The following is a 21,480-nucleotide window of genomic DNA, read 5'->3' as shown; positions in this document are numbered from 1 at the left end:
ACCGATTTACCGCGGATACGCGTTGATGAAATTTGCTTTCAACATTATTGACTGGCAGGCCAAGGCACCAGGGTTAAGCGAAACAGAACAGTGGCATGAATGGTCACGGCTTTCGCACGCCATCGATCCCACCGCGCCGTTGGCTAAGCTCCATGAGTTACCGATGATGACAGCTCGCCGCCTCAGTTCCGGCAGCAAACTGGCCGTCGATTGCGGTCTGGCGATGCTACGCCGTCATGATATCAATGCCGTTTTGTATACCAGCCGCCATGGTGAACTGGAGCGTAACTACAGGATCCTACACGCTCTTGCGACTGAGCAAGCGCTCTCACCGACCGATTTTGCCCTTTCTGTCCATAACTCTGCTGTGGGTAACTTGACCATCGCCGCAAAAAAACCGATTGTCTCCTCCTCGCTTTCTGCTGGCAGGGATACATTCCAGCAGGGGTTATGCGAAGTCATCGGGCTGTTGCAGGCGGGATATCAGCGCGTATTGATGGTCGATTTCGACGGTTTTCTGCCCGAGTTTTATCACCCACAGTTACCACCAGACATGCCAACGTGGCCGTTTGCCGTCGCGCTGGTTATTGAATCCGGTGATAGCTGGCAATGTGAAACCCGTCCACACAGCTCACAGGACGAGACAACGTTGCCGCAAAGCCTGTTGTTTTTACAACATTACTTACAAGATGCCAGGGCGTTTACCCTGCCTGGCGAACGCGTACAGTGGCAGTGGAGTCAGTGATGAACACGATGATCCTGCGGCTTAACCGGGTATGGCGACTGGTGATGACCGGTTTTTGCTTTGCCCTGTTTGGCCTCGGCGGGCTCCTCCTATCTACGATTTGGTTTAACGTCCTGCTGATCGCGGTATGGGATAAAGCCCGACGTCGGCGTATCGCCAGACGCAGTATCGCCGCCAGTTTTCGTCTCTTCTTAATCGTGGCGAAGCGGCTTGGCGTGCTGGATTACCAGATTGAAGGGCGAGACATTTTACGCAACGAACAAGGGTGTCTTGTCGTCGCCAACCACCCGACGCTGATCGACTATGTCCTACTGGCCTCGGTCATGCCAGAAACCGACTGTCTGGTGAAAAGTGCACTACTAAAAAATCCTTTTCTCGGCGGCGTAGTCCGGGCCGCAGATTATCTGATTAACAGCCAGGCTGATGCGCTATTGCCCGCTTGCCAGCAACGTCTGGAGCAAGGCGATACCATTTTAATTTTCCCCGAGGGAACCCGTACACGCCCCGGAGAAGCAATGACGTTACAGCGTGGTGCGGCGAATATCGCCGTACGCTGCAGCAGTGATTTACGCATAGTGACTATTAACTGCAGCGAACAAATGCTGGATAAAGAAAGCCAATGGTACAACGTCCCATCTGTAAAACCGATGTTTACCATTGCAGTACACGAACGGGTTAAGATCGACCAATTTTACGACGCAAACTCACAAGAACCGGCGCTGGCCGCAAGGCAGTTGAACCGGCATCTTTTGCTTCAATTACAACCAGGTACTTTACCTCTTTCAGGAATTAATGATGCAAGCGCTTTATCTTGAAATCAAAAATCTCATTATAACGACATTGAATCTCGACGAACTGACAGCTGATGATATTGAAACCGAAGCGGCACTCTTTGGCGATGGCTTAGGTCTGGACTCAATCGATGCCCTGGAGCTGGGTCTGGCGGTGAAAAACGAGTATGGCGTGATCCTCTCAGCAGAGAGCGAAGAAATGCGTCAGCACTTCTTCTCCGTCGCCACGCTGGCATCTTTCATTCACGCGCAACGTGCCTGAGGATAGTCCGTTATGACCGAACAAAAAGCCATTTACGCAGAAGTCTCCTCGCTGCTGGTCAAGCTGTTTGAAGTTGACCCGCAAGATATCAAGCCTGAGGCGCGCCTGTACGAAGATTTGGAACTCGATAGCATCGATGCCGTCGACATGATCGTGCATCTGCAAAAGAAAACCGGTAAGAAAATCAAGCCGGAAGAGTTCAAAGCAGTACGCACCGTACAAGATGTCGTCGATGCGGTAGAACGCCTTCTCAAAGAAGCGTAATTCTCCGTGTCGGGCACACGCTCGTTGCCAGTCGTACAACTGCTGACAGGTCTACTGTTGCTGGCCTGGCCGTTTTTGATCTGGTTTGGCCTGGCGCATAACAGTCTGCACTGGTTGCTACCGTTGATGGCGCTACTCCTTTTTTTACGCTTTCGCCAGACCCGGCGACAGGCGGGGCCGCTGCGCGTCGTGACACAGGTAGTGGCGGTCGCGGGTATCACCTTGTGCATTGCCAGTTATCTGCTCAAAACGCACCAGCTGCTGCTGTTTTATCCGGTAGTGGTAAACGCCGTTATGCTGTCGGTTTTTGGTGGATCGTTATGGTCAGCAATGCCCATTGTTGAACGTCTGGCACGACTGCGCGACCCAAATCTGCCCGATGCGGGCGTGCGCTATACGCGCCGTGTGACACAAATCTGGTGCGCCTTTTTCATCATCAATGGCAGCGTTGCGCTCTTTACCGCACTGAATGGCGATATGACCCTGTGGACCACCTGGAACGGCATGGTTTCCTATCTGCTAATGGGAACATTGATGGTAGGCGAGTGGTTAATTCGCCAACTGGTGATAAAACGAGATACCCAATGAAGCAGCCCCTCACACTCGCTCAATGGCTCTGTGCCCCACGTCCGGACGACGTTCCTGTTGCGTGGCAGGAAGAGCATACCTGGACGCTTGGCCATCTGCGCCATGATGTGGCCCAGTTGATAACATATCTGCGACAGCAGGAAGGTGAACGCTGGGCATTGTGCTTCGAGAACAGCTATTTATTCATCGTCGCGCTGCTGGCAACGCTCCATGCCGGCAAAACACCGGTGATCCCAGGACATTGTCGCGTTTCGTTGTTAAACGAGCAGCACTTGCTGTTTGACGGCGTACTGAGCGATAAAGCGATGGACTGGCAGGGAACGCTGCGGGTGGTCAGCTCCGCCATGACATCCGTGGCTCACGACATCACGTTCCCAGCAATACGCAGTGACGCCTTTGTGGAGCTATTCACTTCCGGTTCGACCGGCCAGCCGAAACGCGTGATCAAACCGATCGCTCGTCTGGATAGCGAAGCGGCATTGCTCGCTACACGCTTTGCCGATCGTCTGGCAGGTTGCCGGGTGGTCGCGTCAGTGGTACCGCAACATCTGTATGGCTTGACGTTCCGTATCTTTTTGCCGATGGCCTTAGGTCTGCCGCTGCACGCGGCGATGCTTTGGTATGCCGAACAACTGGCGGCGCTGAGCGCTGAGCATCGGTATGCGTTTATCAGCAGCCCGGCGTTTCTGAAACGCCTCGACCACAACCTGACACCGCCGCCGGTCGAACTGATTCTGTCTGCGGGCGGCATGCTGCCCTGGCAGGACGTCACGCAGGCTGCTGACTGGCTAAATGTCTGGCCCGATGAGATCTACGGCAGCACTGAGACCGGGATCCTTGCGTGGCGCTATCGCCATCAGGATGATGTGGCATGGCTGCCCTTTCCCGGCGTCAGATTCCAGTCAGAAGACGACGCATTTCGTGTGTTTTCACCGCTAATTAACGCTGATGATGGCCTGTTACTCGATGACGTTCTGCAGTTTATCGAAAATGGACAGTTCCGCCTGATGGGCAGACGCGGGCGGGTGGTCAAAATTGAAGAGAAACGTATTTCACTCAGCGAAGTGGAACAACGTTTACTGGCACTGGATGGTATCTGTGAAGTCGCGGCATTGCCGGTCTCACGTGGAGGACGTCAGGGCGTTGGCGTCCTGCTGGTACTGGATGACGAAGCCCGGCAACGCTGGCTTGAGTGCGGTGGTAAACCGCAAGAACTGACCTGGCGACGTTCGCTGCTGCCCTGGCTGGAGCCTGTCGCGGTTCCCCGCTACTGGCGGGTGATTGATGAGATTCCGGTCAACAGTATGAACAAGCGTGTCTATGCGCAATTACAGGAGTTATTTCATGAAACCCCATGAAATCGAGCGCCATCAGGCACTGCCTCATCAGGCTGAGATTGTTTTACAACTAGACCCTTCTCTGTTTTGGTTCAGCGGGCATTTTAGCGTGCAGCCACTGCTGCCGGGCGTTGCACAGCTGAACTGGGCGATGGATTACGCCACCACGCTGCTGGCCCCTGGCTGGCGTTTTCACAGTATTCAAAACGTGAAGTTCCAGTCGCCGTTATTGCCAGAGGCCACCGTCACCCTGAGTCTGAGCTGGCAGGAAGCGCGTCAGATGCTCTCTTTTAGCTACCAGCGCCACGACGGTGACGTGCGCCATACCGCCAGCAGCGGGAAGATTCGGTTATGCCGCTAACCTTTTCCCCGTGCGTGTTGATCCCCTGCTACAACCACGGCGCGATGATGTCGGACGTGTTGGATCGTCTTCAGCCGTTCAATCTCCCCTGCATTGTGGTGGACGATGGCAGTGACGAGACTACACGAGATGAACTGGCACGCCTGGCGGCAGAATACAGCAATCTGACGTTAATTCGCCTGCCCATCAACGCAGGCAAAGGCGCGGCGGTTATTCGCGGAATGCAGACGGCGGCAGATGCCGGGTTCAGTCATGCCGTGCAAGTCGATGCCGACGGGCAACATGCCATTGAAGATATTCCCAGGCTGCTTGCATTGGCAAAAGAACATCCGACAGCACTGATTTCCGGGCAACCGATTTACGATGATTCGGTTCCTCGCTCGCGCCTGTACGGTCGTTGGGTAACCCATATCTGGGTGTGGATAGAAACGCTCTCGTTGCAGATCAAAGACAGTATGTGCGGCTTCCGGGTGTATCCGGTGGCCCCCACGCTGCAACTGGCACAGCGCGTAACGCTCGGCAAACGGATGGATTTTGATACTGAAGTGATGGTGCGCCTCTACTGGCAAGGCAACACCAGCTATTTTATCCCCACGCGAGTCACCTATCCGCAGGACGGGCTATCCCATTTCGACGCGCTTAAAGACAATTTGCACATTTCATTGATGCACACTCGCCTGTTCTTTGGCATGTTGCCACGCATTCCCTCCCTGCTTTGTCGTCGTTCATCGACACACTGGGCGCAGCAACAGGAAGTCAAAGGGTTGTGGGGAATGCGCCTGATGCTACTGGTCTGGCGTGTACTGGGTCACAAAGCCTTCTCCCTGCTACTGTATCCGGTCGTCGGCGTATACTGGCTCAGCGCTTCAACTGCCCGAAAAGCCTCTCAACGCTGGATTAGCCGCGTAAGGGCGCAACTGATCACACGGCGGATGCCAGTACCGCCAAACCTGACCAGTTATCAGCATTTCCTGCGTTTTGGCGGCGCGATGCTGGATAAGATCGCCAGCTGGCGTGGTGAGCTGCACTTCGGTCGCGATGTGATTTTTGCACCAGGTGCAGAAACGACGCTGAATATCAGCGATCCTCGGGGAAAACTACTACTGGCTTCACATCTTGGCGATGTCGAAGCCTGTCGGGCACTGGCCCAGCTACAGGGCAGTAAAACAATCAATGCGCTGGTATTTAGCGATAACGCCCAACGCTTTAAACAAATCATGCAAGAGATGGCCCCGCAGGCTGGATTAAATCTGCTCCCGGTGAACAGTATTGGTCCAGATACTGCCATTCTGCTCAAAGAGAAATTGGAGCGCGGTGAATGGGTAGCCATCGTAGGCGATCGCATCGCAGTCAATCCCCAACGCGGCGGCGAGTGGCGCGTGTGCTGGAGCCGCTTTATGGGGCAAAACGCGCCATTCCCTCAGGGCCCGTTTATTCTCGCGTCTATTTTACGCTGCCCTGTAGATCTGATTTTTGCCCTGCGCCAGCAGGAGAAACTCCACATCTACTGCGAACCGTTTGCCGACCCGCTGCTCTTACCGCGTGCCACACGACAACAGGCATTACAGAATACTGTCGATCGCTACGCCGAACGCCTTGAGCACTATGCGCTTCAGTCGCCCCTAGACTGGTTTAACTTTTTCGATTTCTGGCAACTGCCGGATACCAATGACAAGGAGTAAAGGGTGCTTAACGATCCCCGCTTTACGGCTGAAGTCGAGCTAACTATTCCGTTTCACGACGTCGATATGATGGGCGTAGCGTGGCATGGTAACTACTTCCGTTACTTCGAGATTGCCCGTGAGGCACTGCTGAACCAATTCGATTATGGCTATCGGCAGATGAAAGAATCCGGCTATCTGTGGCCCGTGGTCGACACTCGGGTGAAGTATCGCAATGCGCTGACTTTCGAGCAGCGTATCCGTGTACGCGCCCAAATTAAAGAGTACGAAAATCGCCTGCATATCGGCTACGAAATTTTTGATGCCGAAACAGGTAAACGCGCCACAACAGGCTACACCATCCAAGTCGCCGTCGACGAAAAAAGCCGTGAACTGTGCTTTGTCAGCCCGGATATTCTGTTTGAACGGATGGGAGTGACACCATGAAATTATGGCCATTGCTCGTGCTGCTCGTCAGCCCTTTCGTCAGTGCCCTGACGCTCGACTCCCTACAACAGCGTTTTACCGAACAACCGGTGGTTCGCGCCCACTTCGATCAAACCCGGACGATAAAGGATCTGCCGCAGCCGCTGCGATCTCAGGGCAAGATGTTGATCGCCCGCGACCAGGGGTTGCTGTGGGATCAAACGTCCCCGTTCCCCATGCAACTGCTGCTGGACGACAAACGGATGGTTCAGGCAATTAACGGTCAACCACCGCAGACCATTACCGCTGAGAATAACCCGCAAATGTTCCAGTTTAATCATCTGCTACGGGCGTTATTCCAGGCGGATCGTAAAGTGCTGGAACAAAACTTCCGCGTGGAGTTTGCAGACTTAGGAGAAGGTCGCTGGACGCTACGCCTGACGCCAATCACCACACCGCTGGATAAGATTTTTGCGACGATTGATTTAGCCGGAAAGACTTACCTGGAGAGTATTCATCTCAACGATAAGCAGGGGGATCGCACCGATATCGCGCTTTCCCAACACCAACTAACGCCAGCGCAACTGACCGATGACGAACGCCAACGCTTTGCCGCCCAGTAAACGCCCCGCGCTGTTATGGGGAGTCGTCTGCCTGCTCCTGCTGGGCATCTTTCTGACGCTGCTACCTCAGGCCCGCCTTAACAGCAGCGTGCTGGCCATGTTGCCAAAGCAGACGCTGGGCGCTATACCTCCGGGTCTTAACGAGGGATTTATGCAGCGCCTTGACCGTCAGGTGGTCTGGCTAGTGAGCCCCGGTAAGCAACCGGACCCAGCTATAGCCCGGGACTGGCTGGCTTTACTGCAAAAATCGCACGCGCTAGCCCAGGTAAAAGGTCCAATGGATGCCGACAGCCAGCAAGCCTGGGGGGCATTCTTCTGGCAACATCGTAACGGCCTGATAGATAACGAGACCCGCGCCCGGCTGCAAAACGGCGGCGAAGCGCAGGGCCAGTGGATCCTGTCCCAACTTTACTCCGCATTCTCCGGCGTCAGTGGCAAAGAGCTACAAAACGATCCCTTCATGCTGATGCGAGGCTCGCAGCTGGCCATGGCCAAAACCGGGCAGCGTCTGCGCCTGATGGACGGCTGGCTTGTCACCCAGGATGAGCAAGGCAACTATTGGTATCTGTTACATGGCGAGTTGACCGGCTCATCGTTTGATATGCAACAGACGCATCAATTGGTCACCACGCTGAATACGCTGGAGGGTGAGCTCAAAGCCCACTATCCACAGGCTCAACTGCTGTCTCGCGGGACGCTGTTCTATAGCGATTACGCCAGCCAGCAGGCGAAACAAGATATCTCTACCCTCGGCATAGCCACTGTGCTCGGGGTGATCCTGCTCATCGTGGCTGTATTTCGTTCGCTGCGTCCGCTGCTGCTGTGCCTGATTTCGATTGGCATTGGTGCGCTGACGGGGACCGTCGTCACGCTGCTGATTTTTGGCGAGCTCCATCTGATGACGCTGGTGATGAGCATGAGCATCATCGGTATTTCCGCCGACTATACGCTCTACTATTTGACCGAACGGATGGTGCACGGTGCGGAAACATCGCCATGGCAAAGCCTTGCCAAAGTGCGCAATGCCCTGCTCCTGGCTCTACTCACCACCGTAGCGGCTTATCTGATTATGATGCTGGCCCCCTTCCCCGGTATTCGCCAGATGGCGGTATTCGCGGCGGTAGGTCTGAGCGCCTCCTGCCTGACGGTCATTTTCTGGCACCCGTGGTTGTGTCGTCGGTTGCCGGTACGCCCGGTGCCGGCAATGGTACTCATGCTACGCTGGCTTGCTGCATGGCGGCGGAATAAGAAATTATCCGTTGGCCTGCCGGTGGCGCTGGCGTTGTTCTCGTTGGCAGGTATGGCGACGCTACGCGTAGATGATGATATCTCCCAGTTACAGGCGCTGCCGCAGGGTATTCTTGCTCAGGAAAAAGCGATTACCGCCCTGACCGGGCAAAGCGTCGACCAGAAGTGGTTTGTGGTGTACGGCAAATCCGCTCAGCAAACGCTGGAGCGGCTGGAAACCTTTATCCCCGCGCTGGAACAGGCAAAAAAAGATGGTTTACTCAGCGGATATCGCACCATTCCGCTCAATTCACTCGCCCGGCAACAGCAGGATCTGTCTCTGCTAAAAGATGCCGCGCCCGCCATCACGAAAGCCTTAAACAACGCCGGTCTGGCAACGGTGAACCCCGATCTTAGCGCCATGCCCGTAACCGTCGATGCCTGGCTTGCCAGCCCGGCCAGTGAAGGCTGGCGCTTGCTATGGTTGTCTCTGGCTGATGGCGAAAGCAGCGTACTGGTTCCCGTTGAAGGGGTGAAACAAAGTGATGCATTAAATACGCTCAGCGCGAAATATTCCGGCGTGGCGTGGGTGGATCGTAAGAGCAGCTTTGACAACCTGTTTGCCCTTTATCGCCATATTCTGACCGGTCTGCTGTGCATTGCGCTGGCGGTGATTGCCTGTGGCGCCGTCATTCGGCTTGGCTGGCGTAAAGGCTTAATTAGCCTGGTCCCCTCAGTGCTGTCTTTAGGTTGCGGTCTGGCGGTGCTGGCCCTGAGCGGTCATGCGCTCAACCTGTTCTCGCTGCTGGCACTGGTGCTGGTACTGGGAATTGGCATTAACTACACGCTGTTTTTCAGTAATCCACGCGGTACGCCACTGACATCGCTGCTGGCTATCACGCTGGCAATGATGACCACGCTCCTGACGCTCGGCATGCTGGTCTTTAGCGCCACTCAGGCAATCAGCAGTTTTGGCATTGTGCTAGTGAGCGGTATTTTCACCGCCTTCCTGCTGTCACCGCTGGCGATGCCAGGAAAAAAAGAGAAAAAAAGAAGATGATTAAACAGACATTCTGGCGCACCGCTGCGCTCGTCGCCACGTTGCTGCTGGCCAGTTGCAGCCACTCGCAGCCGGAACAGAAAGGCCGCCCGCAAGCCTGGTTAGAGCCGGGGACTCGTGTAACGCTACCTACCCCGGGGATTTCTCCCGCGGTGAATTCACAACAGCTACTAACCGGAAGTTTCAACGGCAAAACTCAGTCACTGTTGGTCATGCTCAATGCTGATGACAAGAAAATCACACTTGCCGGGCTGTCATCAGTCGGCATTCGCCTGTTCCTCGTGACTTACGATGAAAAAGGACTGCACACCGAGCAATCGATCATCGTTCCACAATTGCCGCCAGCCAGCCAGGTGCTGGCTGACGTGATGCTCAGTCATTGGCCGATTAGCGCCTGGCAACCGCAATTACCCACAGGCTGGACGCTCGTCGATACGGGTGACACGCGTGAGCTGCGCAATGCCCGCGGCAAAGTGGTCACGGAAATCACGTATCTGAATCGAAAAGGAAAACGCGAACCGATCAGCATTGAACAGCACGTTTTTAAATACCACATCACCATTCAATACCTGGGTGACTGAGATGATCTACATTTCTGCCGTTGGCATGATTAATGCGTTGGGCAATAACACTGATGAAATCGCAGCCAATCTCACTCGTGGCATAGCGCCGGGAATGCGCCCGCGCACGGGCTGGCTGCAAGGACACCCATCCGCCGTGTTAGCAGGCGTTGACGGTGAGCTGCCCGCTATTCCTCAGCACTTTAGCGCTCATCGTTCGCGCAACAACCAGCTATTGCTGGCAGCCCTGATGCAAATCCAGCCGCAGGTGGACGACGCTATCGCCCGATTTGGTCGCGATCGTATTGCTGTTGTTCTCGGCACCAGCACCTCCGGCCTGGATGAGGGTGACGTTCACGTAGATTTGATGCTCAACGGCAAAGAGAGCACTGACTGGCGCTATCCGCAACAGGAACTGGGCGATCCGTCGCGTTTTCTTAGCCACTGGCTGGCGCTGGATGGCCCGGCCTTTACGCTCTCAACCGCCTGCTCGTCCAGTGCAAGAGCTATCATGAGCGGACGTCGTTTGATCGAATCTGGTCTGGTCGATATCGCCATTGTCGGCGGTGCGGATACGCTAAGCCGAATGCCAATCAACGGATTCCACAGTCTGGAATCACTCTCCCCAACGCTGTGTCAGCCGTTTGGCCGCAACCGTTGTGGGATCACCATTGGCGAAGGCGCAGCATTGATGGTATTAACCCGCGAGCCACAGCCTATCGCGCTCCTTGGCGTCGGCGAATCCAGCGACGCGTACCATATTTCGGCTCCCCATCCACAGGGGGAAGGTGCCATTCGCGCCATCGGCCAGGCGCTTAACGACGCAGGAATGACGCCGGAACATGTGGGCTATATCAATCTGCACGGTACCGCCACACCGTTAAACGATCAGATTGAGTCCAACGTCGTGAGCGCGCTATTTGGCGAAACGGTCCCGTGCAGTTCAACCAAACACCTGACCGGGCACACGCTGGGCGCTGCGGGGATCACCGAAGCAGCGATCAGTATGCTGATTCTGCAACGCGAGCTGCCGCTGCCGCCGCAGGATTTTAGCCAGTCGCCACGCGATGAAACATTGCCACCCTGCGGCATCATTGAACAGCCGCAGCCGCTGACTCGCCCGGTTATCTTGTCTAATTCGTTTGCCTTCGGTGGCAATAATGCCAGCATCCTGCTCGGGAGAATCTCATGAGCCACTATTTATCACCGGGCGATTATTTACCGCATGATGCGCCGATGCTGCTTCTTGAAGAGGTCGTCAGTGTGGCGGACGAAACCGCCACCTGCCACGTGACGGTATCAGCAAACAGCGTACTGGCCCCTTTTCTCGACCCTGATGGCAATCTGCCTGGCTGGTTCGCACTGGAACTGATGGCGCAGACCATTGGCGTCTGGTCTGGCTGGCACCGCCAGCAACAAGGTCAGGCGAGTATTACGTTAGGCATGGTACTGGGCGCACGTGAGTTAGTCTGTGCTACAGGTGTTCTGCCTGCCGGGAAGACGCTGAGCATCCATGTCAAATTGCTGATGCAGGATGCACGATTCGGTAGCTTTGAATGTGCCATCCAGGCAGACAACGAGACGCTGGCAACCGGTCGAGTCAACACCTTCCAGCCGACATCAGAAGAAATTAACACGCTATTTCAACAAGGAGCGTCCACATGAGCCGTTCAGTTTTAGTTACGGGTGCCAGCAAAGGTATCGGTCGCGCCATCGCCAGACAACTGGCCGCGGACGGTTTTGTGGTCGGCGTACACTATCATCGCGATGTGCAAGGAGCACAAGAAACGCTGGATGCTATCCTCGCCGCTGGCGGCGCAGGGCGCCTGTTGACATTTGACGTTGCCAATCGCGAGCAGTGCCGTGAAATACTGTCGCAAGATATTGAGGCAAACGGCGCATGGTACGGTATTGTCAGCAACGCTGGAGTCACTCGGGATGCCGCTTTCCCTGCGCTCAGTGATAACGACTGGGATTCGGTGATCCATACCAACCTCGACAGCTTTTACAACGTCATTCATCCGTGCATTATGCCGATGATCAGCGCACGCCAGGGGGGCCGTATCATCACATTGTCTTCGGTTTCGGGCGTGATGGGCAACCGCGGTCAGGTCAATTACAGTGCGGCAAAAGCCGGAATTATTGGTGCCACCAAAGCGCTGGCTATCGAACTGGCAAAACGCAAAATTACCGTAAACTGCATTGCACCGGGACTCATTGATACCGGGATGATCGAGATGGAAGAAGCCGCATTGAAAGAGGCGATGTCGATGATTCCCATGAAACGAATAGGTCAGGCTGAAGAAGTGGCCGGGCTTGCCAGTTATTTAATGTCGGATGTGGCGGGCTATGTAACTCGCCAGGTGATTTCCATCAATGGAGGGATGTTATGACACGTCGTGTCGTGATTACAGGCATGGGCGGCGTCACCGCCTTTGGGGAAAACTGGCAGGCTGTCTCCGCCAGGTTATTGGCATATGAAAATGCGGTACGCAAAATGCCGGAGTGGCAGGTTTATGACGGACTGCACACACTGCTGGGAGCGCCGATCGACGACTTCACTCTGCCGGAACACTATACCCGCAAGCGAATTCGCGCCATGGGGCGCGTATCGCTGATGTCCACCCGCGCAACAGAGCTGGCGCTTGAGCAGGCCGGGCTGATTGGCGATCGGGTACTGACTAACGGTGAAACCGGGATCGCTTATGGTTCATCAACCGGTAGTACCGGTCCAGTGAGCGAGTTCGCGACCATGCTGACCGAGAAACACACCAATAACATCACCGGCACGACCTACGTGCAAATGATGCCGCATACCACTGCCGTTAACACCGGATTGTTTTTCGGTCTGCGTGGGCGAGTCATCCCGACATCCAGCGCCTGCACATCCGGTAGCCAGGCAATTGGTTACGCATGGGAAGCCATTCGACACGGCTATCAAACGGTGATGGTCGCCGGCGGCGCAGAAGAACTGTGTCCTTCCGAAGCCGCCGTGTTTGATACGTTATTCGCAACCAGCCAGCGCAACGACGAGCCGAAAACCACCCCATCCCCGTTCGATGAAAAACGCGATGGTCTGGTCATCGGAGAAGGTGCAGGTACGCTAGTGCTGGAAGAGCTGGAACACGCTAAAGCACGCGGAGCAACGATTTATGGTGAAATCGTTGGCTTTGCCACTAACTGCGATGCAGCCCATATCACCCAGCCGCAGCGCGAAACAATGCAGATTTGCATGGAAAAATCGCTGAATATGGCAGGTATTAGTGCCCGGGATATCGGCTATATTTCAGCGCACGGAACCGCAACCGATCGTGGTGATGTTGCAGAAAGTCAGGCAACCTCTGCAATTTATGGTGATAATGTTCCGCTATCCTCGCTTAAAAGCTATTTTGGACATACCCTTGGCGCTTGTGGCGCACTAGAGGCCTGGATGAGTCTGCAAATGATGCGTGAAGGCTGGTTTGCGCCTACGCTAAATTTGAGTCAGCCAGATGCCAATTGTGGCGCGCTGGATTACATTATGGGTGAAGCCCGCAAGATTGATTGCGAGTTTTTGCAGAGCAACAACTTTGCGTTTGGCGGCATAAATACTTCTATCATCATTAAACGTTGGCCGTGATATGTACCGGATCGTTCTTGGGAAAGTTTCTGTTTTAAGCGCTGGTGCACTGCCTGCCGCACTGAGTGAGCAAGCGCCGCAAGGTGCTCGCCGTGCGCGCTGGCTGGCAGGTCGCGTGCTGCTTTCCCATGCCCTTTCGCCATTACCAGACATCGTCTATGGCGAGCAAGGAAAACCGGCCTTTTCTGCTGACACGCCGCTGTGGTTCAATCTCAGCCACAGCGGTGATGATATCGCCCTGCTGCTCAGCGACGAAGGGGAAGTCGGCTGCGATATAGAAGTCGTTCGCCCGCGCGATAACTGGCAAACGCTGGCAAATACGGTATTCAGTCTTGGTGAGCATGCCGAAGTCGAGGCCGAACGCCCGGAACAACAGTTGGCGGCGTTCTGGCGCATCTGGACGCGTAAAGAAGCGATCGTGAAGCAGCGCGGCGGCAGTGCCTGGCAAATCGTCAGCGTCGACAGTACCGCGTTAACTTCCTCACTCTCCGTCAGCCAGTGCCAGCTCGATACCCTGAGCCTGGCGGTGTGCACCCCCACGCCGTTTACCCTGACCGCAGACGCCGTGCAGCGACTGGAAGCCTTAGCGTAAATTTTCCGGGAAGTTTTTCGGCAGCTCGCTCGCCGCACAGGCAATAACGTCATCATTGTTCGCGCCGCAGTCACGTACGAAAGTGATGGTCGCGAACTCATCAATCACCTCGGTGGGATACGCCGGGCCGGCATCGCGGTACGACATCATCAGCGGAATATGGTCATTCTGGAAGCAGACCGTTTTTTCCGGATTATTGATCACCCAGCGAGGGAAAAAGATGGTGCCGTGAAAGAGTTTGTCACCCAGGTTTACGATCAGACTGACGTCGGTCCCGGTCGGTTCGGTCCACGAAATTTTATAAACGCTCTCCCCGACCCGCACAATATAGGCCCGCTGATCTTTCACCCAACGATTCCCCACAATACCGCTGTGAATGCGGTAGTCCAGCGTAGTGTCGTTTTTCACGTAGATCTCGTAATTCCAGCCATTATCGTAGGTATAGACCAGATGTTTGCCGACAAATCCGCTTAAATCATGTTTATCAAACGCACTCATATTCGTTCTCCTCTTACTTGATGCGAGGATCTTAACGCTTCAAAAATTGGATGAATAACGCTATGTTTGCATCAAATTCATTCAATTATTAGATGAGTTATGCACAAAACAACCCTCGAGCAGTGGGCCCTATTGGAGAAAGTGGTGGAGCTGGGCAGCTTCGCTAAAGCGGCGGAAGAGACCAACCGTAGCCAGTCTTCGGTAAGCTACAATCTGGCACTGTTACAGGAGCGACTTGGCGTAACGCTGCTGACCCCGGAAGGGCGCAGGGCTGTCCTGACACCGGCCGGAGAGCTATTGCTCAATCAGGTCAAACCGCTACTGAAGGCTTTTTTATGGGTGGAAACCCGGGCCGCAACGTTACAAAACGGTACGCGAACGCGGCTGGATTTGATGGTAGATAGCATCTTCCCACGCAAACGCCTGTTTGCCATTCTCAAACAGTTTCAGCAGGCCTGGCCGCAAACGCAGGTGCGTCTGACCGAAGTCCTGGAGAATGGTGATGCTCGACTGGCAGCACATGCCGATGCGGACGTAATGGTCCTGACCCGGCGTCAGGATGTCACCGGACGCGGCGAATGGCTGATGAATATTGACTTCGTGGCCGTGGCCCACCGCGATCACCCACTCTGCATGCTGGATGCGCCGCTGAATGAAGACGCATTACGCGCCTGGCCGCTGATTCGCATTGCCGATCGCGATAACCCACAACAACCGGCGCGTGATGCCTGGACCTTCTCGACCATTGATGCCGCGATTGATGCGGTGATGTATCAGGTCGGTTACGGCTGGCTGCCCGAGGAACGTATTCAGACGCAGCTTGATCAGGGGCTTTTACGCCCACTGCCGTTAAGCCATGGTGCTCGTCGCGCCACGCCTTTGCATCTGATCGTTAAAGATACTCTCGCTCCGCTGGATGAACAGGTCAGTACCCTGCTGCGTTTATTGCGAGAGCATTAACCTTTTCCCCGGATGCCGGACGTGTGTTACAAAATACGCTATTCCCCTTACCCCCTGTGCGCCAACGCGCCACATGAAAGGTTAACTGCAGATGCAACGAGTCACCATTACCCTCGATGACGATTTACTGGAAACGCTCGACGGCCTGAGTCAGCGCCGTGGCTACAACAACCGTTCCGAAGCGATCCGCGATATTCTGCGTGGCGCACTGGCGCAGGAAACTACCCTTGAACACGGCACTCAGGGCTTCGCGGTGCTCTCGTATGTTTATGAGCATGAGAAGCGTGATCTGGCCAGCCGCATTGTTTCTACTCAACACCACCACCACGATTTATCGGTCGCCACGCTGCACGTGCACATCAACCATGACGACTGCCTGGAAATCGCCGTGCTAAAAGGCGACATGGGCGATGTACAGCATTTTGCCGATGACGTGATTTCCCAGCGCGGCGTGCGCCACGGCCATCTACAGTGCCTGCCGAAAGAAGAGTAATTGCCTGTTTCGTTGCCGGATGCCGGATGGCGGCTACGCCTTATCCGGCCTACGTCCGTTATCGTTTGTAGGCCAGGCAAGCGAAGCGCCCCCGGCAATAATGATTACGCCATCGTGCCAATCGTCTTTCTGAAACGCAGCAGTGCAATCAGGAAGAACGCGCTACCAATCGCCAGTAGCGTCAGAAACTGCGGCCAGACAATGCTAAACCCGGCTCCGCGATAAAGTATCGCCTGCGCGAGACTGACGAAATGGGTAGTCGGCATGGTCAGCATAATGTCCTGCACCGCCTGCGGCATGCTTTCACGCGGTGTGGAGCCACCTGAGAGCATCTGTAACGGCAGCAGCACCAGAATCATCAGCAGCCCCAGCTGCGGCATAGAGCGCGCCAGCGTCCCCATAAAAATGCCGATCGAGGTGGTGGCGAACAGGCTCAGCGCCACGCCCAGCATAAACAACGGTATCGAACCTTCAATCGGCACCCCGAGCACGCCTTTTACCATCAGCATCAGCGACAGACCGGAAACCACCAGCACCACCAGCCCCATCGACCAGATTTTTGCCATCATGATCTCAAACGGCGTCACCGGCATCACCAGCAGATGTTCAATGGTCCCGTGCTCGCGTTCGCGGATCAACGCCGAACCGGTCAGCACAATCGCCAACATAGTGATGTTGTTGATAATCGCCATCACCGCGCCAAAGCGGGCGGGTTCCAGATTAGGGTTAAAGCGCATGCGCATTTCCAACGCCACCGGCGGCTCATTGTTATCGCGGTAACGCGCCACAAAGCTGTTCACCTCGCCGCTGATGATATTCTGGATATAGCTGTTGCCGGTAAACGCCTGGCTCATCCGCGTGGCATCGACGTTAACCTGTATATCCGGTTGTCGTCCGGCCAGCACATCACGCTGAAAATCAGGCGGAATGTTTACGGCGAAGGTATAGCGCCCGGCATCCAGCCCGGCATCCATTTCATCGGCAGTGATCATCTCCGGCGGTAAAAACCACGGGCGATAAAAGCTGTTCACAATCCGATTCGACAACTGCGACTGGTCCATATCGGCAATAGCAATCGGTGCCAGATGCAGCGAACCCGGCAGGACGGTCGCGGAAGAATAAACCGAAATCGTGAAGGCGAAGACGATCAGCGTCAGCATCGCTTTGTCACCCAGCAGGCTGCGCAACTCTTTGATGCCGAGGTTATAAATATTGCGTAATCGGCGCATCACCCCTCCTGTTTTTTCAGCAGTAATACGTTCAGACCAATCACCACCGGAATGGCTACCACCAGCGGAATAAACAGCTGCCAGAGATCGGTCAGATCCAACGCTTTAGAGAACGTTCCGCGCGCGATGGTCAGAAAATGGCTGGTCGGATAAATTTCACCAATCCACCGGCCCGGCCCTTCCAGCGAGGCAACTGGATCGATCATTCCGGAAAACTGCGTCGCCGGGATCAATGTAATAATCGCCGTACCAAAAATGGCCGCGATCTGGCTTTTCATAAACGTGGAGATTAACAGCCCCAGCCCGGTGGCAATGGTGACGTACAGCAGCGCAGCCAGCGTCAGGGTCACAAAGCTCCCCTTATGCGGAACGCCGAACACAAACACCGACAGCGCGCACAACAGCAGGAAGTTCAGCATGCCCAGCACGATGTACGGCAACTGTTTGCCGAGTAAAAACTCGCTGCGGGTCGTGGGCGTAACGTACAGATTGATAATCGACCCCAGCTCTTTCTCACGCACCACGCTGAGGGCGCTGAGCATGGAAGGGATCATCATCAACAGCAGTGGGATCACCGCCGGAACAATTGCCGGCAGACTCTTCACATCCGGGTTGTAACGATAGCGAGTTTCAATGGTCATCAGCCCGTTTTGCTCGCTGGCATTTGGCTGGCGCGCCATCACATCCTGCAGCCAGGTCTGGTGCATCGCCTGCACGTACCCCCTGACCGTTTCAGCGCGGCTTGGCATTGCGCCATCGACCCAGACGCCAATCTTCACCGGCGTTCCACGCGCGATATCGCGGCCAAAATTTGGCGGAATTTCAATTGCTACCGCAACTTCGCCTGAGCGCATCCGTTTGTCCAGCTCGTCATAACTGGTGAGCGGCGGTTGCTCGATAAAATAGCGCGATCCCGCCAGATTCAGCGTCCACGCCTGGCTGCTGACGGTCTGGTCGCGATCGAGCACCGAAAAACGCAGGTTTTCCACATCCATGCTGATGCCGTAGCCCATGATAAGCATCAGGATCACTGTGCCCATCAGCGCCAGCGTTGAACGTACCGGGTCACGTCGCAGCTCCAGCGCTTCACGACGGCTGTAGCTGAACAAGCGCCGCAGGCTAAAGCCTTGCCGCGGCGGCTTACTGTTTTCATGCACTGTCTGGACATTGGCTGGCGCTAACTGAGCTTCCGGCGCCGGGCCTGCCGCTTCCTGCAACCAGGAGATAAACGCCTCTTCCAGACTGGCAGCTCCACGCTGTTTCACCAGTTCCTGCGGCGTACCGCTGGCCAGTACTTTTCCGGCGTGCATCAGCGACATGCGGTCGCAGCGCTCCGCTTCGTTCATAAAGTGGGTGGAGATAAAAATGGTCACTTTGTCCTGGCGCGACAGATCAACCATCAGTTGCCAGAACATATCCCTCGCTACCGGATCGACCCCGGAGGTCGGTTCATCAAGAATGAGCATCTCCGGGCGATGGATCACCGCCACCGCCAGCGACAGGCGTTGACGGATCCCCAACGGCAGCGCACCGGGCAGCGCATCTTCGACATCGGTCAGCGAAAAGCGCTCACTCATCTCCTGCACCCGCCCAGGGATTTCTGCTTCAGGGATATGGAACAGCCGCGCATGTAGTTCGAGGTTTTGCCGGACAGTCAGCTCGCTGTAGAGCGAAAATGCCTGCGACATATAGCCTACCCGGCGGCGGGTATCGATATTTTTCGGGTCAACCGCTTGCCCAAACAGCCACGCCTCGCCTTCGCTTGCGGGCAGCAGTCCGGTGAGCATTTTCATAGTGGTGGATTTACCGCAGCCGTTGGAGCCGAGAAAACCGAAGATTTCCCCGCGCGGAATGCGGAAGTTAACGTGGTCCACCGCCACAAATTTACCGAAGCGCATGGTCAGGTTTTTCGCCTCGATGGCAATCTCTTCCTGCTCAGCGTGATACGGCGGGATCACTACCGGTTTATGCGCCTGGCGCTGGGCTTCAGGTAACAGCGCGATAAACGCCTGCTCCAGCGTGTTGCTGTTGGTTTGCTCACGTAGCTGCTGCGCGCTCCCGGTAGCTAACACCTCCCCGGCGTTCATCGCCACCAGCCAGTCAAAGCGCTCGGCTTCTTCCATATAAGCGGTCGCAACCAGCACGCTCATGTTGGTCTGCCGCTGACGAATACTGTTAATCAGATCCCAGAACTGGGCGCGGGACAGCGGGTCGACCCCGGTGGTGGGTTCATCGAGAATTAACAGTTCCGGGTCGTGGATTAACGCGCAGCACAGCCCCAGCTTTTGCTTCATCCCGCCCGAGAGTTTCCCGGCAGGACGGTCGCGAAACGGTGCCAGTCCGGTGCTATTCAGCAGCTCGGTAATCCGCGCCTCACGCTCCGCTTTGTCATGCCCAAACAGGCGGGCAAAGAAATCGACGTTCTCATATACCGACAGCGTGTGATACAGGTTTTTCCCCAGCCCTTGCGGCATCCATGCAATGCGCGGGCAGACATCCCGGCGATGTTTTGGGTCGCGCATATCGCCGCCCAGCACCATCACGTTGCCGTGTTCAATGACCCGCGCGCCGGAGATGAGCGACAACAGGCTCGATTTTCCGACACCATCCGGGCCAATCAACCCCACCATACAGCGGGCAGGGATATCCAGCGTGATATTGTTCAGCGCTACCGTTTTCCCGTAATGCTGACTCACGCCGTCAAGGTGCGCCACGGGAGGAACGGGAACCAGCGCCAGATGCGTCATTGCGGCAACCTCACCACCAGGTCGTCAGGCCAGGCGCGACTTTCATCAACACGCACCCACGCCATGCCCGGCAGACCGGTTTTCACGTACTCCAGATGCTGCTGCAACAGCTCTGGCGGGATACGCGCTTTGACGCGAAACATCAGTTTCAGCCGTTCATCGCTGGTTTCGACCGTTTTCGGCGTGAACTGCGCGACGCTAGCCACAAAGCTGATGGTCGCCGGAATACGCAGATCCGGCGCAGCATCCAGCACCAGCCGCGCTTCTCCGCCAATCTTCAGTAAACCAGCCTGTTCGGTTGGCAAGAAGAACGTCATGTAGACATCGCTGAGATCGACCATATTCAGCACGCGACCGCCCGCGGAAAGCACCTCGCCAGGTTCAGCTACGCGGTACTGTACGCGACCATCCCGCGGGGCTTTCAGCTCGCTGTCATCAATATCAGCCGCAATACGACGTTCGGTAGCCTGCGCGGCTTCTACGCGGGTTTGCGCCTGAATGATACTGGTGCGAGCGGCTTCAATGGCGGCTTTTGCCGCAGAGACCTGCGCCTTTGCGGATTCCAGTGCAGCGCGTGCGCTTTCTGCCGCAGCCCTGTCGTCATCCAGCTGTTGCTCAGACACAGCCCCACGCTGAGATAGCGAACGGGAGCGGACGTGGCGTTTAGAGACCGACTGCAGTTCCGCCTCACGCTGTTTTACCACCGACTGCGCGGCGCGCATTTCACTTTGGCGCTGCTCTAACAGCGCCCGCGCCGCCGCCACCGCACTTTCGGCCTCTTTGATTTGGGCTACCGCTTCCAGCCGCTGCTCCTGCAGCACGCGGGTATCCATTTTCGCCAGCACTTCGCCCTGACGAACAAACTGCCCTTCCGACACGAGGATCGTGTCAATTCGCCCGGCAATTTTGGTGGCAATATCCACTTCAGTGGCTTCAATTCTGCCGTTGCTGGCTGCAAACCCCTCCGGTATTCCCGCAGGGCGAAGCATCCACCATGCTATCGCGGCCACCACGACCAGGATGCCCACCACCCACCACATCATATGACGTTTAAACTTATCCATATTCGACCCGCCGTAATCCCTGTTATCAAACGATGCGTGTCACAAAGCCCACTGAACAGCTATTCAGCGGGAGATTCCATCCGGGATAAGAAGGAATGAGAAACAATGGCCAGAGAGCAGACAGGCATGTAAGCAACCTGCGCCGCGAAGGAAGTGAATGATGAAAATGCTGTGATATCGGGTAGTAATGTTGTCATCATCAGCGTTCCTGGCCGGAAATGAAACACGCATACTCATTACTGCTGTCTATTGAATACTAACACCTGGATTCAATATGTCTATTCGGTTGTAGCAGGTATGTTGCAGGCAAAAAACCGTGCCCGGCAATCCATTTACCGGGCAAATTTCACAAGTGAGCTTTATGTAAAACGCA

The 21,480-nt window shown here is 55.6% G+C and carries 23 protein-coding genes; 19 read left to right on the top strand and 4 right to left on the bottom strand.

Annotated features, from left to right (window positions below):
- Positions 1-25 precede the first annotated feature (25 nt).
- Genes OGY68_RS04270 through acpT form a run of 17 tightly spaced genes read left to right on the top strand, consistent with a single transcriptional unit; the run spans position 26 to position 14,116 of the window.
- Positions 26-745 carry a beta-ketoacyl synthase chain length factor gene (locus OGY68_RS04270; protein ID WP_057067180.1) on the top strand — a complete coding sequence of 240 codons (720 nt, stop codon included), beginning with the start codon at positions 26-28 and terminating at the stop codon, positions 743-745.
- Positions 745-1,560, top strand: coding sequence for a lysophospholipid acyltransferase family protein (locus OGY68_RS04265; RefSeq protein WP_057067181.1), 816 nt, complete (start codon positions 745-747; stop codon positions 1,558-1,560). The genes OGY68_RS04270 and OGY68_RS04265 overlap by 1 nt, the downstream gene beginning before the upstream one ends.
- Positions 1,541-1,798, top strand: coding sequence for a phosphopantetheine-binding protein (locus OGY68_RS04260; RefSeq protein WP_003827537.1), 258 nt, complete (start codon positions 1,541-1,543; stop codon positions 1,796-1,798). Before OGY68_RS04265 ends, OGY68_RS04260 begins: the two co-directional genes overlap by 20 nt.
- 12 nt (positions 1,799-1,810) lie before the next feature.
- Positions 1,811-2,062 carry an acyl carrier protein gene (locus tag OGY68_RS04255; RefSeq protein WP_003827536.1) on the top strand — a complete coding sequence of 84 codons (252 nt, stop codon included), beginning with the start codon at positions 1,811-1,813 and terminating at the stop codon, positions 2,060-2,062.
- Positions 2,063-2,068: 6 nt separating this feature from the next.
- The gene (locus OGY68_RS04250; protein ID WP_003827535.1) at positions 2,069-2,650 is read left to right on the top strand and encodes a COG4648 family protein; all 582 of its coding nucleotides are present in this window, start codon (positions 2,069-2,071) and stop codon (positions 2,648-2,650) included.
- Positions 2,647-4,008 (top strand): AMP-binding protein, encoded by a 1,362-nt coding sequence (locus OGY68_RS04245; protein ID WP_032945276.1) that lies wholly within the window; start codon positions 2,647-2,649, stop codon positions 4,006-4,008. Before OGY68_RS04250 ends, OGY68_RS04245 begins: the two co-directional genes overlap by 4 nt.
- Positions 3,995-4,348 (top strand): ApeI family dehydratase, encoded by a 354-nt coding sequence (locus OGY68_RS04240; RefSeq protein ID WP_020996070.1) that lies wholly within the window; start codon positions 3,995-3,997, stop codon positions 4,346-4,348. Before OGY68_RS04245 ends, OGY68_RS04240 begins: the two co-directional genes overlap by 14 nt.
- The gene (locus tag OGY68_RS04235) at positions 4,339-6,030 is read left to right on the top strand and encodes a glycosyltransferase family 2 protein (protein WP_032945278.1); all 1,692 of its coding nucleotides are present in this window, start codon (positions 4,339-4,341) and stop codon (positions 6,028-6,030) included. Before OGY68_RS04240 ends, OGY68_RS04235 begins: the two co-directional genes overlap by 10 nt.
- Positions 6,031-6,033: 3 nt before the next feature.
- The gene (locus OGY68_RS04230; protein ID WP_008786381.1) at positions 6,034-6,456 is read left to right on the top strand and encodes an acyl-CoA thioesterase; all 423 of its coding nucleotides are present in this window, start codon (positions 6,034-6,036) and stop codon (positions 6,454-6,456) included.
- Positions 6,453-7,058, top strand: coding sequence for a LolA family protein (locus OGY68_RS04225; protein WP_003827526.1), 606 nt, complete (start codon positions 6,453-6,455; stop codon positions 7,056-7,058). The genes OGY68_RS04230 and OGY68_RS04225 overlap by 4 nt, the downstream gene beginning before the upstream one ends.
- Positions 7,027-9,345, top strand: a complete 2,319-nt coding sequence (locus OGY68_RS04220) for an MMPL family transporter (protein WP_057067183.1) — start codon at positions 7,027-7,029, stop codon at positions 9,343-9,345. The genes OGY68_RS04225 and OGY68_RS04220 overlap by 32 nt, the downstream gene beginning before the upstream one ends.
- Complete coding sequence (locus tag OGY68_RS04215; protein ID WP_057067184.1) at positions 9,342-9,926, top strand: DUF3261 domain-containing protein; 585 nt, start codon at positions 9,342-9,344, stop codon at positions 9,924-9,926. Before OGY68_RS04220 ends, OGY68_RS04215 begins: the two co-directional genes overlap by 4 nt.
- Position 9,927: 1 nt before the next feature.
- Complete coding sequence (locus OGY68_RS04210; RefSeq protein ID WP_020996069.1) at positions 9,928-11,097, top strand: beta-ketoacyl-[acyl-carrier-protein] synthase family protein; 1,170 nt, start codon at positions 9,928-9,930, stop codon at positions 11,095-11,097.
- A complete protein-coding gene (locus tag OGY68_RS04205) occupies positions 11,094-11,570 on the top strand; it encodes a hotdog family protein (RefSeq protein WP_057067185.1) in 477 nt (158 codons plus the stop codon). The genes OGY68_RS04210 and OGY68_RS04205 overlap by 4 nt, the downstream gene beginning before the upstream one ends.
- Positions 11,567-12,298 carry a 3-ketoacyl-ACP reductase FabG2 gene (locus OGY68_RS04200; RefSeq protein ID WP_008786386.1) on the top strand — a complete coding sequence of 244 codons (732 nt, stop codon included), beginning with the start codon at positions 11,567-11,569 and terminating at the stop codon, positions 12,296-12,298. Before OGY68_RS04205 ends, OGY68_RS04200 begins: the two co-directional genes overlap by 4 nt.
- Complete coding sequence (locus tag OGY68_RS04195; protein ID WP_003827516.1) at positions 12,295-13,524, top strand: beta-ketoacyl-ACP synthase; 1,230 nt, start codon at positions 12,295-12,297, stop codon at positions 13,522-13,524. The genes OGY68_RS04200 and OGY68_RS04195 overlap by 4 nt, the downstream gene beginning before the upstream one ends.
- A gap of 1 nt (position 13,525) precedes the next feature.
- On the top strand, positions 13,526-14,116 hold the full coding sequence (acpT, locus tag OGY68_RS04190; protein WP_003827514.1) for a 4'-phosphopantetheinyl transferase AcpT: 591 nt from the start codon (positions 13,526-13,528) through the stop codon (positions 14,114-14,116).
- Here acpT and OGY68_RS04185 read toward each other — a convergent pair.
- A complete protein-coding gene (locus tag OGY68_RS04185) occupies positions 14,108-14,614 on the bottom strand; it encodes a phenolic acid decarboxylase (RefSeq protein WP_008786388.1) in 507 nt (168 codons plus the stop codon). The two genes, acpT and OGY68_RS04185, sit on opposite strands and share 9 nt — an antisense overlap.
- 99 nt (positions 14,615-14,713) lie before the next feature.
- On the opposite strand from OGY68_RS04185, the gene OGY68_RS04180 reads away from it, so the two are divergent.
- The gene (locus OGY68_RS04180) at positions 14,714-15,574 is read left to right on the top strand and encodes a LysR family transcriptional regulator (protein WP_003827509.1); all 861 of its coding nucleotides are present in this window, start codon (positions 14,714-14,716) and stop codon (positions 15,572-15,574) included.
- A gap of 91 nt (positions 15,575-15,665) precedes the next feature.
- Complete coding sequence (gene nikR / locus OGY68_RS04170) at positions 15,666-16,067, top strand: nickel-responsive transcriptional regulator NikR (RefSeq protein ID WP_003827507.1); 402 nt, start codon at positions 15,666-15,668, stop codon at positions 16,065-16,067.
- Positions 16,068-16,171: 104 nt separating this feature from the next.
- Here nikR and OGY68_RS04165 read toward each other — a convergent pair whose 3' ends face one another.
- The 3 genes from OGY68_RS04165 to OGY68_RS04155 are packed head-to-tail and all read right to left on the bottom strand — an operon-like array spanning position 16,172 to position 21,107.
- Positions 16,172-17,296, bottom strand: coding sequence for an ABC transporter permease (locus OGY68_RS04165; RefSeq protein WP_020996068.1), 1,125 nt, complete (start codon positions 17,294-17,296; stop codon positions 16,172-16,174).
- On the bottom strand, positions 17,296-20,043 hold the full coding sequence (gene rbbA / locus OGY68_RS04160; RefSeq protein ID WP_057068428.1) for a ribosome-associated ATPase/putative transporter RbbA: 2,748 nt from the start codon (positions 20,041-20,043) through the stop codon (positions 17,296-17,298). The genes OGY68_RS04165 and rbbA overlap by 1 nt, the downstream gene beginning before the upstream one ends.
- A complete protein-coding gene (locus OGY68_RS04155) occupies positions 20,040-21,107 on the bottom strand; it encodes an HlyD family secretion protein (RefSeq protein WP_057068426.1) in 1,068 nt (355 codons plus the stop codon). Before OGY68_RS04155 ends, rbbA begins: the two co-directional genes overlap by 4 nt.
- Positions 21,108-21,480 lie beyond the last annotated feature (373 nt).

It is taken from the genome of Citrobacter sp. Cpo065, from assembly GCF_030332805.1.
GTDB lineage: Bacteria > Pseudomonadota > Gammaproteobacteria > Enterobacterales > Enterobacteriaceae > Citrobacter > Citrobacter portucalensis.
The sequence above is the reverse complement of the archived record's forward strand: the minus strand, read 5'-3'. Positions and strand labels throughout refer to the sequence as shown.